Origin of the sequence: Xenophilus arseniciresistens (genome assembly GCF_028023875.1) — a bacterium.
Taxonomy (GTDB): Bacteria; Pseudomonadota; Gammaproteobacteria; order Burkholderiales; family Burkholderiaceae_C; genus Xenophilus; species Xenophilus arseniciresistens.
Map to the genome: position 1 here is coordinate 166728 of NZ_JAQIPB010000001.1, position 12417 is coordinate 179144.

General features: G+C 68.1%; 11 protein-coding genes. 7 read left to right on the top strand and 4 right to left on the bottom strand.

Annotated elements, in window-relative coordinates; translation table 11 throughout:
* The first annotated feature begins 105 nt into the window (after positions 1 to 105).
* The 3 genes from PGB34_RS00720 to PGB34_RS00730 all read left to right on the top strand — a co-directional run bounded on the left by PGB34_RS00720 (position 106) and on the right by PGB34_RS00730 (position 2597).
* A complete protein-coding gene (locus tag PGB34_RS00720) occupies positions 106 to 600 on the top strand; it encodes a TRAP transporter small permease (RefSeq protein ID WP_271426148.1) in 495 nt (164 codons plus the stop codon).
* Entirely contained in the window at positions 597 to 1874 is a 1278-nt protein-coding gene (locus PGB34_RS00725) for a TRAP transporter large permease (RefSeq protein WP_271426149.1), read from the top strand. Before PGB34_RS00720 ends, PGB34_RS00725 begins: the two co-directional genes overlap by 4 nt.
* A gap of 144 nt (positions 1875 to 2018) precedes the next feature.
* Positions 2019 to 2597 carry a hypothetical protein gene (locus tag PGB34_RS00730; protein ID WP_271426150.1) on the top strand — a complete coding sequence of 193 codons (579 nt, stop codon included), beginning with the start codon at positions 2019 to 2021 and terminating at the stop codon, positions 2595 to 2597.
* Positions 2598 to 2648: 51 nt separating this feature from the next.
* Here PGB34_RS00730 and PGB34_RS00735 read toward each other — a convergent pair whose 3' ends face one another.
* Both PGB34_RS00735 and PGB34_RS00740 read right to left on the bottom strand, forming a co-directional pair.
* The gene (locus PGB34_RS00735) at positions 2649 to 4283 is read right to left on the bottom strand and encodes a fatty acid--CoA ligase (RefSeq protein ID WP_271426151.1); all 1635 of its coding nucleotides are present in this window, start codon (positions 4281 to 4283) and stop codon (positions 2649 to 2651) included.
* A gap of 120 nt (positions 4284 to 4403) precedes the next feature.
* Positions 4404 to 4877 (bottom strand): Cd(II)/Pb(II)-responsive transcriptional regulator, encoded by a 474-nt coding sequence (locus PGB34_RS00740; RefSeq protein ID WP_271426152.1) that lies wholly within the window; start codon positions 4875 to 4877, stop codon positions 4404 to 4406.
* A gap of 61 nt (positions 4878 to 4938) precedes the next feature.
* Here PGB34_RS00740 and PGB34_RS00745 point away from each other — a divergent pair, with 61 nt between their 5' ends.
* From PGB34_RS00745 to PGB34_RS00760, 4 genes are all read left to right on the top strand, one after another.
* Positions 4939 to 6996, top strand: coding sequence for a heavy metal translocating P-type ATPase (locus PGB34_RS00745; protein ID WP_271426153.1), 2058 nt, complete (start codon positions 4939 to 4941; stop codon positions 6994 to 6996).
* A 61-nt stretch (positions 6997 to 7057) separates the two neighbouring features.
* Positions 7058 to 8125: an SAM-dependent methyltransferase gene (locus PGB34_RS00750; protein ID WP_271426154.1), complete on the top strand. Its 1068-nt coding sequence runs from the start codon at positions 7058 to 7060 to the stop codon at positions 8123 to 8125.
* 21 nt (positions 8126 to 8146) lie between these two features.
* Positions 8147 to 8974: a DUF1295 domain-containing protein gene (locus PGB34_RS00755; RefSeq protein WP_271426155.1), complete on the top strand. Its 828-nt coding sequence runs from the start codon at positions 8147 to 8149 to the stop codon at positions 8972 to 8974.
* A gap of 61 nt (positions 8975 to 9035) precedes the next feature.
* Entirely contained in the window at positions 9036 to 9461 is a 426-nt protein-coding gene (locus tag PGB34_RS00760) for a DUF2177 family protein (protein ID WP_271426156.1), read from the top strand.
* Positions 9462 to 9549: 88 nt separating this feature from the next.
* Here the strand turns inward: PGB34_RS00760 and PGB34_RS00765 are convergent, their stop codons facing one another.
* Complete coding sequence (locus PGB34_RS00765; RefSeq protein WP_271426157.1) at positions 9550 to 9810, bottom strand: hypothetical protein; 261 nt, start codon at positions 9808 to 9810, stop codon at positions 9550 to 9552.
* Between the two features lie 536 nt (positions 9811 to 10346).
* Complete coding sequence (locus tag PGB34_RS00770; protein WP_271426158.1) at positions 10347 to 12314, bottom strand: AAA family ATPase; 1968 nt, start codon at positions 12312 to 12314, stop codon at positions 10347 to 10349.
* Between the last annotated feature and the right edge of the window lie 103 nt (positions 12315 to 12417).

Below are 12417 nucleotides of genomic sequence, written 5' to 3' on the forward strand. Positions count from 1 at the left end.
TGGCGCGCGCCGCGCGCCGCATTGCGCCCCAGCCTGATCGGAGTGCATCACTGCCTCCGACGGGCTTTTTTGTTGATAGAGACTGAGAGAAAGAGTGGCCTGGCTATGAAAGACAAGTTCCTGGTGCTCGAGGCGCGGACCACCGCGCTGTCGATGGCGCTGGCCTGCCTGATGCTCGTGATCGCGGCATCGCTGGGCATGTTCCAGATCATCACGCGCTTCGTGCTGGAGCAGCCCGCGGAGTGGAGCGAGATCCTGATCCGCGTGAGCCTGATCTGGATGGTGTTCCTGGGCATCCCGATGGCCTTCCGCCAGGGCGCAATGGTCAGCGTGGACGTGCTCTACCGCTGGAGCCCGCCACACATCAAGCGCGTGCTCGACGCCGTGGTGAGCGTGGCGGCGCTGGCGCTGATGCTGGTGATCCTGTGGTGGGGTTTCGACTACGCGATGCGCGGGCGCGTGCAGTCGATGGCCGGGCTGGAGAGCATCTCCATGGTCTGGGCCTACCTGGCGCTGCCCGTGGGCGCAGTGTTCTCGCTCATCGGCATCATGGGCAACTACCTCGACCCGATCCGGCTCGAACTGGAGACAGCGCAATGACGCCGGTGATGGTTCTCACGATGGTGCTGTGCTTTGCACTGTCGATCTCCGTGGCCGTGTCCATCGGCCTGGCCTCGGTGCTGGGCATGCAGGTCTCCGGCGCACCCATGCTCATCTCCGCCAAGGAGATGTTCAACTCGATCAACAAGTTTCCGCTCGCGGCCATCCCCTTCTTCATCCTGGCCGGCAACCTGATGGAAACGGGCGGCATCTCGCGCCGGCTGGTGGAGTTCGCCAAGAGCATCGTGGGCGGCGTGCAGGGCGGCCTGCCCATGACCTGCGTGCTCACCTGCATGATCTTCGCGGCCGTGTCGGGCTCCTCGGTGGCCACCACCTTCGCCATCGGCGCCATCCTGATCCCGGCGCTGATCAAGCACGGCTACCCCACGCCCTATGCCGCGGCGCTGCAGGCCACCAGCGCGGAGCTGGGCGTGATCATCCCGCCCTCGATCCCGATGATCCTGTACGGCGTGAGCGCCGAAGTCTCCATCGGCGAGCTGTTCATCGCCGGCTTCGGCCCGGGCATCCTGATCAGCGCCGCGCTGATGCTCTTCGTCTGGATCTACTGCAAGTGGAAGGGCTGGGGCAAGAACGACGGCGACGGCCGCATGCCCTTCTTCAAGGCGCTGTGGCAGGCCGGCTGGGCGCTGCTGATGCCGGTGATCATCCTGGGCGGCATCTACGGCGGCATCTTCACGCCCACCGAAGCCTCGGCCGTGGCCGTGTTCTACGCGCTGATCGTGGGCGGGGTGATCTACCGCGAAATCCGTTTGCCCGACCTCTACCGGATCCTGCGCAAGTCGGTGATCTCGTCGGCGGTGATCATGTTCATCATCGCCAACGCGGGCCTGTTCGCCTTCCTGATCACGCGCGCGGGCGTGCCCGAAGCCATCGGCCACTGGCTCGAGTCGGTGCTGCAATCGCCCGTCATGTTCCTGCTGGGCGTGAACGCGGCGCTGTTCATCATCGGCATGTTCATCGAGACCAGCGCGGCCATCATCGTGCTTGCGCCCATCCTCGCGCCCGTGGCGCTGCACTTCGGCATCGACCCGGTGCACTTCGGCCTGATCATGGTGGTGAACCTGGCGCTGGGCATGATCACGCCGCCCTTCGGCGTGAACCTGTTCGCCGCCTGCACGGTGGCGCGCATCTCGCTGGATCGCATCGTGGGCCATCTGCTGCCCTTTGTCGGTGTGATCCTGGCCTGCCTGATGGTGATCACCTACGTGCCGGGCATCTCGCTGGGCCTGCGCGACCTGGTCTACGCGCGCTGAGGGCGCGCCGCGCGCACGGCCAGCCACAGCCGTGCGCGCCCCGCCCCGCGCCCACGCGCATGCCCGGGGCGGGGCCGGGTCTTCATGCGGGTGTCATGGCAACACGGGAAGCTGCCGGCTCCCGTCTCCTGCCCCCAGCCGCGAATGTTCCTGCTCAAGACCGACAAAGCCCGCGAGGAGCTGCGCCCCGGCCAGCGCACCCTGAGCCAGCGCGAGCGCGCGCTGCTGCTGATGGCCGACGGGCGCCACACGGTGACCGACTTCGGCCCCATCTTCGGTGGCGTGGAAGAAGCCCGCCGCGTGGCCAGCGAACTGCACGCGCAGGGCTACCTGCAGCTGGCCCAGCCCGCGCCCGCACCCATCCAGACCCGCGCGCCGGTGCAGCCCGCACCGGTACAGGTGCCCGTGCCTGTGTCTGTGCCTGCGCCCGAAGAAGCGCCCTACCAGGCCCCCGGCAATGCGGCCGACAACTTCGAGGGCAGGCGCTCCCTGGCCACCACGCGCATGTTCCTGTTCGACCTGTGCGAACGCATGTTCGCGCGCCGCGACCCGCTGCAGGCCGAGCGCCTGCGCGAAGCCCTGCGCGAGGCGCGTGACGGCCTGACCATGCTGATGGTGGCCGAGACCATGCTGGCCGACATCGAACGCGAGGCCGGCGCCGAGCGCGCCGCCGCGATCCGCGAACGCATCGACAAGCTGATGCCGCGCGAAGCGCTGCACTGAGCCGGCGCGCGCCCCTTTTTTGAGTTGCGGCGCAGCGCCGAAGAAAGAGCTTCAGTCCGCCGCGCCGGCGCGCAGCAGGTGCTTCTGAATCTTGCCGCTGGTGGTCTTGGGCAGGGTGTGCGCAAAGCGGTAGCGACGCGGCCGCTTGTAGGCCGCCAGCCGGTCGCCCTGCACCAGAAACTGGTCCAGCAGCTCGGCGCTGAGGAACTGGCCGCTCTTGGGCACCACATGGGCCACCACCACCTGGCCCCAGCGCTCGTCGGGCTCGCCCACCACCGCCGCTTCCAGCACGCCCGGGTGCTCGACCAGCGCGTCCTCGACCTCGCGCGGATAGACGTTCTCGGCACCGGAATTGATCATGTAGTCGATGCGGTCGCGGATCCAGAGGTAGCCGTCGGCATCGAGGTGGCCCAGGTCGCCCGTGTGGTACCAGCCATGGGCCAGTGCGCGCAGGTTGGCGTCGGGCCGGCGCAGGTAGCCGGCCATCATGCAGGGGCCGCGCACTAGGATCTCGCCCACCTCGCCACTCGCGCAGGGCTCGTTCGGGTCGGTGGGCTGGCCGTCCTCGCGCAGGCGGGCCACGCACAGGTCGTGGCCCATGGCCGGCAGGCCGGCCGAGCCCGCATGGCTGAGCTGCTCATGCGGGAACAGCACCGACATGCAGGGCCCCATTTCGGTGGTGCCGTAGACCTGCACCAGCCCCGTGCCCACGCGCGCGCTCCATTCGCGGATCAGGTGCGGCGCCATCGAGGCGCCGCCGTACTCCACCAGCCGTAGCGAGCGGGTGTCGCGCGTGGCCAGCGAAGGCTCGTTGAGCAGCATGGTCACCATGGTGGGCGCGGCGAAGAAGAAGCTCACCTTCTCGGCCTCGATCAGGCGCAGCGCCTCGGCCGCGTCGAAGCGGCGCAGCAGCACCTGCGTGGCGCCCACCTGCAGCCGCGGCAGAAAGCTGGTGTGCAGCTCGGCCGTGTGGTTGAGCGGCGCCATGGCCAGGCCCACGTCCTCGCGCCGGAACTGCATCACCTGCTGCATCAGCGCGTTGTGCGCCAGCTTGCTGCGATGGGTGTGCAGCACGCCCTTGGGCCGGCCCGTGGTGCCGCTGGTGTACATGAGGATGCAGGGCTCGGTCTCTGCCACCGCCACCGCGGGCGGCTGCGCGGGCTGGCCGGCCGCCATCGCGTCCAGCCGCTGCGTGGCAAAACCCGGCGTGGCGCCCACATCGGCATAGAGCCAGTGCGGCACCTGCGGCGCCAGCGCGCGCGCCTTCTCCACCACGGCCGCACCTTCGTCTTCGAACACCAGCGCGCGCGCCTGCCCATCGTCGAGGATGAAGGCCAGTTCCTGCGCCGCCAGCCGGTAGTTCACGGGGTTGAACACGGCGCCGATGCGCGCGCAGGCCAGCAGCACGAAAACGAAGGCCGGCGTGTTGTAGAGAAAGGCCGCGACCACGTCGCCGCGGCCGATGCCCAGCTGCATCAGGCCATGGGCATGGCGGTTGACCTCGGCGTCCAGCTGCGCATAGGTCCAGGCCTGGCGGCTGCCGCCCTCATGGAAGACCAGCGCCTCCTTGGCCGGCAGGTAGCGCGCCGGCCAGGCCAGCGTGTCGCCCAGTGTCGGGCCCGTCGGTCGGCCCGCCGCTTCGCCGCGCGCCTGGTCTGCCTGCTGCGCCTGCTCCGTGATCCCCATGCTGCTCCCTCGGAAAAAAGGGCAAAAGTATAGGAAGGCAGGCACGGCCGCGCGCCCTGCTGCACGCGAGACCCCACGGGGCGCCAGGGCGCCCCCGGCACCGGTTCGCGGCCTCGGGCCCTACACATGCCGGCTGGCCGGCGAGCCGCGCTCGCCGTGCAGCGGCAGCGCGTCCGCGCGCGCGTGCAGGGCTTCGATGATGTGGCATTCGCTGCCCCGGCCGTCGCAGCTGTCGCGCAGGGCCGCAAGGTCTTTTTCCAGCGCGCGCAGCTCGCGCAGGCGTTCGCGCACATGGCCCAGGTGCGCGTCCAGCGCCGTGCGCGCCGTGTCGCAATCGGCCTGGCTGCGCAGGTTCAGCGCCATCAGCGTTCGCACCTCGTCGAGCGACATGTCCATGGCCCGGCACAGGCGGATGAAGCGCAGCGCATGCACCTCGGCCTGGCTGTAGAGGCGGTAGTCGTTGTCGGCCCGGTCGGCCGGCGCGATCAGGCCCTGCTTCTCGTAGTAGCGGATGTTGGCCGGGCTCACGCCGCTGGCGGCCGCGGCCTCGCCGATGCGGTAACCCTGCGCGGAACGTGGGGAGCGGACTGCCATGGCTTGACCTTGAAGTGACTTCAACCTTTCCAATCGTGGCACAGCGAATCACCTGGGTGCCATGACTTCTGCGAACAACCCTTCCAAGACCGAGAGAACCCCTGCGGCAAAAAGCGCCGAGGCGCCGGGCTGCTGCGGCGGCTGCAGCCCGGCCATCCGCCTGCGTGCGACAGCCGCGCCCCAGGCTGCGCCCCAAGCCGACGACGGCCATGCCCACGACGGCGCCGCAGGCGACGGGCACGACCACGGCCCGCTGCCCAGCCTGCCGCGCATCGTCGCGGCGCTGCTGGTGGCGCTGGCGGCCGAGCTGAGCCATCTGCTGCTGCCCGACACGCGCGCCTGGCACATCGCCGGCATGGCGCTGGCGGCCGTGGCCATCGGCCTGTCGGGCCTGGGCATCTATGCCAGCGGCCTGCGGGCCCTCATGCGCGGCAAGCTGGGCATCGACACATTGATGGCCGTGGCCGTCACGGGCGCCTTCCTCATTGGCCAGTGGCCTGAAGCCGCGATGGTCATGTCGCTCTATGCGCTGGCCGAACTGATCGAGCACAAGGCCGCCGACCGCGCGCGCAATGCCATCGCGGGCCTGATGGCCCTGGCGCCCGATGAAGCCGAGGTGCAGGCGCCCGACGGCAGCTGGCAGCGCCAGCGCGCGCGCACCGTGCCCGTGGGCGCCGTGGTGCGCGTGCGCCCGGGCGAGCGCGTGCCGCTGGACGGCACCGTGACCGAAGGCCGCAGCGCCATCGACCAGGCCAGCGTGACCGGCGAAAGCATTCCGGTGGACAAGGGCCCGGGTGACGCGGTCTTTGCCGCCACCGTCAACCAGGGCGGCGAGCTGCAGCTGCGCGTGACGGCCGCTGCCGGCCAGACCACGCTGGACCGCATCATCGAAGCCGTGGAGCAGGCCCAGGCCACGCGCGCGCCCACGCAGCGCTTTGTCGAACGCTTCGCGGCCATCTACACGCCCACCGTCTTCGTGCTGGCCCTGCTGGTGGCCCTGCTGCCGCCGCTGCTGCTGGACTGGGCCTGGCTCGAGGCCATCTACAAGGCTTTGGTGCTGCTGGTCATCGCCTGCCCCTGCGCGCTGGTGATCTCCACGCCCGTCACGGTGGTCAGCGGGCTCACGGCCGCGGCGCGGCGCGGCGTGCTGATCAAGGGCGGCACCCACCTGGAGAACGCGCGCAAGCTGCGCGCCGTGGCCCTGGACAAGACCGGCACGCTCACCGAAGGCAAGCCGCGCCTGGTGCACTGGCAACCCTGGCAAGGCGCGCAGCGCAATGCCGTGGCACGCGTGGCCGCCAGCCTGGCCGGACGTTCGGACCACCCGGTCTCGCTTGCCATTGCGCAGGGGCTGGCTGATGAGGCCGGTGACACGGTGACGGACTTCCGCGCCCTGGTGGGCCGCGGCAGCGAAGGCCGCATGAACGGCCAGGCCTGGGCCCTGGGCAACCACCGCCTGGCTGAAGAGCGCGGCCTGTGCAGCCCGGCGCTGGAGGCCGCGCTGGCCGAGCATGAACAGCAGGGCCGCACCGTCACGCTGCTGATGGACGAACACGGCGTGCGCGCACTCTTCGCAGTGGCCGACACCGTCAAGCCCCACGCCCGGCGCGCGGTGGCCGAGCTGATCGCGGCGGGCGTCACGCCCGTCATGCTCAGCGGCGACAACCCCGCCACCGCACAGGCCGTGGCCCGCCAGGCCGGCATTGCCGACGCGCGCGGCGGCCTGCTGCCGCAAGACAAGCTGCAGGCCATCCGCGCGCTGCAGCAGCACCACGGCGCCACGGGCATGACCGGCGACGGCATCAACGACGCCCCCGCGCTGGCGCAGGCCGACATCGGCTTCGCGATGGGCGCCGCGGGCACCGACATCGCCATGGAAGCGGCCGACGTGGTGATCATGAACGACGACCTGGGCCGCATTGCCGAAACGGTGCGCCTGTCGCGCCGCACCCATGCGCTGCTGTGGCAGAACATCACGCTCGCGCTGGGCATCAAGGCCGTGTTCTTCGTGCTGGCCGTGCTGGGCCAGGCCACGATGTGGATGGCCGTGTTTGCCGACATGGGCGCCAGCCTGCTGGTGGTGGCCAACGGCCTGCGACTGCTGCGCATGCGCGGATGATCCAGCAGGCGGGCGGCGGCGTAGAAAACGCGAAGGGGCGACGGCGCCCCCAGGAGCCGCCATGTCGCACAACCCGCCCGCCCCCACCCGCCTTGCGCTGAACATCGCCTTGCGCTGGGCCGAGCAGGGCCGGCTGCCCGATCCGATGCTGCGCGCGGGCATCCGGCAGTTGCTGCGCGAGCGCCTGCATTCCTTGCACAGCGGCAACGCCGAGGCCAGCGCAGCGCTGACGGAACAGTTTCTGGCCACGATGCGCGAAGCCCCGCTGGCCCTGCACCCCGAGGCCGCCAATGCCCAGCACTATGAACTGCCGGCCGAGTTCTTCGCCCAGGTGCTGGGCCCGCACCGCAAGTACAGCGCCTGCCACTGGGGCGCGCAGGTGCAAACCCTCGAAGAGGCCGAAGCCGAGGCCCTGGCCCTGAGCTGCGAGCGCGCCAGCCTGCGCGACGGCCAGCGCGTGCTGGAACTGGGCTGCGGCTGGGGCTCGCTCTCGCTGTGGATGGCGCAGCACTACCCCCGCAGCGAGATCCTGGCGCTCTCCAACTCGCACTCGCAGCGCGCCTACATCGAGGCGCAGGCAGCACAGCGCGCGCTGCACAACCTGCGCGTGCAGACCTGCGACTTCAATGACTTCGACACCCCCGCGCGTTTCGACCGCGTGGTCTCGATCGAGATGTTCGAGCACCTGCGCAACTGGCCGCAGGCCTTTGCCAAAGTGGCGCGCTGGCTGGCGCCGCAAGGCCAGTTCTTCATGCACGTGTTCGCGCACCGCGAGGCCGCCTACCCCTTCGAGGCGCGCGACGCCAGCGACTGGATGAGCCAGTACTTCTTCACCGGCGGCATGATGCCCAGCGACGATCTGGCGCTGCGCTGCCAGGACGACCTGCGCCTGCTGCGGCAATGGCGCTGGGACGGCACCCACTACCAGCGCACCGCCGCCGCCTGGCTGGCCCGCATGGACGCGCAGCGCGCGCAGATCGAGCCGCTGTTCGTCGCCACCTACGGCGCCGACCAGGCCGCGCTCTGGTGGGTGCGCTGGCGCCTGTTCTTCCTGGCGGTGGAGGAACTGTTCGGCCACGCAGGCGGCCAGCAGTGGTGGGTGAGCCACTACCTGTTCGAGCCGCGCTGAGCACCACCGGCCCACGCCACGATGCCGCACGACTCGCTCCTGCCCCTGGCCGCCACCGGCCTGCTGGTGGCCCTGGCCATGGCGCTGCCGACCTGGCTGCTGAGCCTGTGGCAGCGCGATGCAAGCCTGGCCGACCGGCTGTGGCCGCTGCTGATCGTGGTGCCAGGCTGGAGCTATGCGCTGCTGATGCAGCCCGCCGCGCCGCTGCGGCAACTGCTGATGCTGATGCTGGCCAGCGCCTGGGCCCTGCGCCTGGCCCTGTTCATCACCTGGCGCAACCGGGGCCATGGCGAAGACCGGCGCTACCGGGCCATGCGCGAGGCGCACGGCGCGCGCTTCGGCCTGCGCAGCCTGTGGAGCGTGTTCGGCCTGCAGGCGCTGCTGGCCTGGGTGGTGTCGGCCCCCTTCCTGGCCGCGGGCCAGAGCAGCGCGCCTGCGGGCTGGCTCGACGCACTGGGCCTGGCACTGGCCCTGTTCGGCCTGCTCTATGAAGCCGTGGCCGACGCGCAGCTGGCCCGCTTCAAGGCCCAGGCCGGCAACCGGGGCCGGGTGATGGACCAGGGGCTGTGGCGCAACTCGCGCCACCCCAATTACTTTGGCGAATGCTGCGTGTGGTGGGGCCTGGGCCTGGCCGCACTGGGCGCGGGTGCCGGCGCCGCCTGGGGCCTGGTTTCCCCACTGCTCATGACCGTGCTGCTGCTGCGCGTGTCGGGCGTGCGCCTGCTCGAGCGGGACATCGAAGAGCGCCGCCCCGCCTACCGCGACTACGCGGCGCGCACGCCGGCCTTCGTGCCCGGCCCGCGTCGCCAGCCGGGCGCGGCAAAGCCTGACAGCCGCAGCGCGCACTGAGCCGTCCACTTCATCCTCACCGCCTCGTTCTCATCCCACACACCTGCAAGGCAGACGCACCATGTCCCCGCTCCAGATCGCCATTGCCTACCCCCTTGCCGCACTGGTGCTGCTGGCCCTGGACGCCGTCTGGCTCAGCACCATGGCCGAGCGCCTGTACCGCGGCGGCATCGGCCACCTGATGGCGGCGTCGCCCCACTGGGGCGCCGCGGCGCTGTTCTATGTGATCTACCTGGCCGGCATTCTTTTCTTTGCCGTTGCGCCGGCGCTGGACGCCCGCCGCCCCGTGCTCACGGGCCTGGGGCTGGGCGCGCTGCTCGGCCTGGTGGCCTATGCGACCTTCTCGCTGACCAACCACGCCACCCTGCGCGACTGGCCCTGGCGCGTGACCCTGGCCGACCTGCTGTGGGGCCCCGTGCTCACGGGGCTGACGGCCGCGGCCACCTGCCTGCTGCTGCCCTGGGTGCAGGGGCTGCTGCGCAGATAGAGCCCCGGCCTGTGGCCTGCGATGCGCAGCTTCTTGTGCTTCTTTTCCCTCACAGAGGCGGCGCGGCAGCAGCGGGATCAGCAGGCGCTCAGGGCGCCGCGTCCTGGCTGGTGTTGTTGTGGGTGTGGGTGTGGGTGTGGGTGCCGGTGCTCGCGCTGGCGCTGCCGTGCCGGTTCTTTTCTTCCTTGTCCTTCTTGCCTTGGTCGTGATGCCACTTGATGGCGAAGAACATGCATGTGCCGAACACGGCAACCTTGAACGTCATCAAGACGATAGGGACCCAATCCATCTCTTTTCTTTGAGTGCTTTTGCTGGCGGGAAGCGCTGCGGTGTGCGGCTTGATTCCCATGGCGGGGCTCAGTTCGTGGTGAACACGCCCCAGCCCTGAACCGGGATTGGACGCCCTTTGCCTGCGCGGGGGAAGTGGACGGATTGACCTGGGGCTTTTTGTCCAGGGGGCGTTGCGTCTGGTGTTGCTTGAGGCCAGCGGGGGAGGTAGCTGCAGGGGCGCTCTGCTGGCTACTGGGTGCTGTGAAGTTCGGGTTGCTTGACGGGTTCTAACGGCTGCTTCGCAGCGATCTCCGTCCGTCGGCGCCCGCACGTGAACTCACGCTTTGCGGCGCAATGCAGTCATCGAAGATCGGATCGGGCTCTCTGCCGGCGGCCGCTCTTGGATACCGACGAACCATTCAGCGGTCGGTCCGCGATGCACTGTCTCGCGGGGACACCAAGCATCAGTTCTGACAGCCAGCGAGATCAATTGATGCCGCGGTGGCAGCCATGATTTCACCAGTACTAGTCGTGCATAGCCGGACGCAAGCACTCCGGCTGAGCTGGAGCCAATGCACCAGGGCCGGGCTGTCCTGCTGAGTCTTGGCTTGCCGTCTATGCTCCCTTGAACCGAGTGTCGTCGGCCAGGTTGTTTGCCTTCGCCCACACTTGGACGTGTCCGCCCAGCCAGGCCAGATAGTCGCCGTCGACAAGGGCGTTGTCGGGGAAGGGCTCGTGCTGCGCTGACTCCAGCAGGGCGGTCATCAGCGTCTGAACCCGCCCCGCTAGGGCGTCGTTTTTTGCCACGGCGAGGTAGGTGTTCAGCGGCTTGTCCTTGGACTCCTCCTCGCCGCCCAGGAAACGCTCGAAGTCGGGAACGCTGATCCTGTGTCGGGCAGCCAACCCCGCTGCTCGCGCTTTCAGCACGGCCTCGCGAATCTTCCCGTTCTCGTTCCACATTCCGTTCTTATGCCCGTTCTTGTTGAACGGGGAGTCCGCATCGTGAATGACTCCGAAGTCGATCTTGAAGTGAGTCATGACTTTGACGAGCGGAACCAAGATCGCCTTGCCGCGAGCGCGAATGACGGTGATGCGATCCATCAGCCCGTGCTGCCGCTCGATGATCGATGACATGAACGCGGCGTGCTCGGTGTCGCCCTCGACAAGGATCGGATAGGAACCGAAGAACACTTCGGAGAAGCTTGGATCGATATGTTGCAGCGCTTGGAGACGCTGTTTGTCCTCGCCCTCGAACTCGATCTGATCAGAGCGATAAGTCTTTGGCGCCATCGGCGCTGCCTCGCCCTCACCGGCTCGCTCAAGTCGAACGATGGTCGTGTGGTCTTCAAAAGGATTGACGAAATGAGGAGAGTGCGTAGTCATGATGACCTGCCAGTCTGGGCTTTCCGCCAATTTGTACAGGTGACGCTGAGCTGCGCGCGCTGCCATTGGATGTAGAGCGTTCTCTGGCTCGTCGATAAGCAGCAGGTACCCGGGGAAGGCTGGGTCGTCCGGGCTGTCCGGGATAGGCGCACCTTCGTTATGCGCCTGGAGCTGGGCCTTCAGAGTCGCAATGATTTCATCGAGCGCTTGATTCTCCTCGTCCTTCGGCTTCGCCTTCGCGGTTTCCTTCACCTTTTTCCTCTCGGCCTCGGTCAAATCCTTGTCGAGCCGCTTTCGAAACTCCAGCCTGACCTCGTTGTCTCGTGATAGTTCGTTGTGGACCTGCAGCATCGACCAGAAAAGTGCGCGTCGTGCTCCGGTACCTTGTTGGCTAAGCGCAGTTTCCGCCGCACCGTCCTGCACCCTTAGGCTTGAGCCGGCCCTGACTAGCTCACTGAGCTTGGGGACCAGCGGGCCGGCACCGACTGCCAGCTTGACGTCCAACCGCGGAAAAACGCCCTTAAACCCAACTGCGACGCGACCGGAGATTGCATTGAAGTGCTCTTGATGCGCTCCGCTCAGCGCATTCAGCCGTTGGGAAACGCCGTCGATCGCCTTGGACAGTTCGGACTCTGGATTGACGCGCTCTCTTTCAAGACCTGCGACCAGCGGACCGAGAGCAAGCGTGAGCAGCATTTCTTCAGTTTTGGCTGCGTCATCCAACGAACCGATGCGAAGGGGTCGGGGCAATCTCGAGCCGAACACGGGATCAGCACCGCCGGCCTTGCCGTCCTCTGCCCAGTTTCCTTGACCATCGGGGCCACCCGTCGGATCCCACGTCGTGCGTACTTTCTCGAAGCTCGGCGCAGCCCACAGCCAGCGGCTCTTGACGATCAGCAGGCCATCCTTCGCGGTCTTCCATTTCGCGTCGACGTTTCCGATGCCCTCCGGAATGTGCACCTCGAGTTGCACTTCGCACGGGTGTTCAACGGGGGCAAACAGGCACCGGTCCTTCGACTCGCTGAACTGCACCGAACCCTTCGCAAGCTCGTAGGCCCGCAGGATAGTCGACTTCCCGGCGTTGTTCTTGCCAACTAAGCAGACCACGTTGTCGAGTTCGATCTCAACTCCGTCGTTGCCGATGCATCCGATGTTACGCACAGTGATACGCACGAGTTTCGAACGGTTTGCTACTGCCATTTTTCTCCCGTGGTTGGGCTGTTGGGCACTGCTTTCTAAGCGTAGTAGAAGCCTGAGACAACCCCCGAGGAGGCTGCCGCCGATTCGATCGGATGAAAGCCGT

What these genes read in the sequence shown, in the direction of transcription:
- PGB34_RS00725 (WP_271426149.1), top strand. Translation starts at nt 597, where the DNA reads ATGACGCCGGTGATGGTTCTCACGATGGTGCTGTGCTTTGCACTGTCG.
- PGB34_RS00765 (WP_271426157.1), bottom strand. Translation starts at nt 9,810, where the DNA reads ATGGGAATCAAGCCGCACACCGCAGCGCTTCCCGCCAGCAAAAGCACT.
- PGB34_RS00735 (WP_271426151.1), bottom strand. Translation starts at nt 4,283, where the DNA reads ATGGGGATCACGGAGCAGGCGCAGCAGGCAGACCAGGCGCGCGGCGAA.
- PGB34_RS00755 (WP_271426155.1), top strand. Translation starts at nt 8,147, where the DNA reads ATGCCGCACGACTCGCTCCTGCCCCTGGCCGCCACCGGCCTGCTGGTG.
- PGB34_RS00720 (WP_271426148.1), top strand. Translation starts at nt 106, where the DNA reads ATGAAAGACAAGTTCCTGGTGCTCGAGGCGCGGACCACCGCGCTGTCG.
- PGB34_RS00750 (WP_271426154.1), top strand. Translation starts at nt 7,058, where the DNA reads ATGTCGCACAACCCGCCCGCCCCCACCCGCCTTGCGCTGAACATCGCC.
- PGB34_RS00745 (WP_271426153.1), top strand. Translation starts at nt 4,939, where the DNA reads ATGACTTCTGCGAACAACCCTTCCAAGACCGAGAGAACCCCTGCGGCA.
- PGB34_RS00730 (WP_271426150.1), top strand. Translation starts at nt 2,019, where the DNA reads ATGTTCCTGCTCAAGACCGACAAAGCCCGCGAGGAGCTGCGCCCCGGC.
- PGB34_RS00760 (WP_271426156.1), top strand. Translation starts at nt 9,036, where the DNA reads ATGTCCCCGCTCCAGATCGCCATTGCCTACCCCCTTGCCGCACTGGTG.
- PGB34_RS00770 (WP_271426158.1), bottom strand. Translation starts at nt 12,314, where the DNA reads ATGGCAGTAGCAAACCGTTCGAAACTCGTGCGTATCACTGTGCGTAAC.
- PGB34_RS00740 (WP_271426152.1), bottom strand. Translation starts at nt 4,877, where the DNA reads ATGGCAGTCCGCTCCCCACGTTCCGCGCAGGGTTACCGCATCGGCGAG.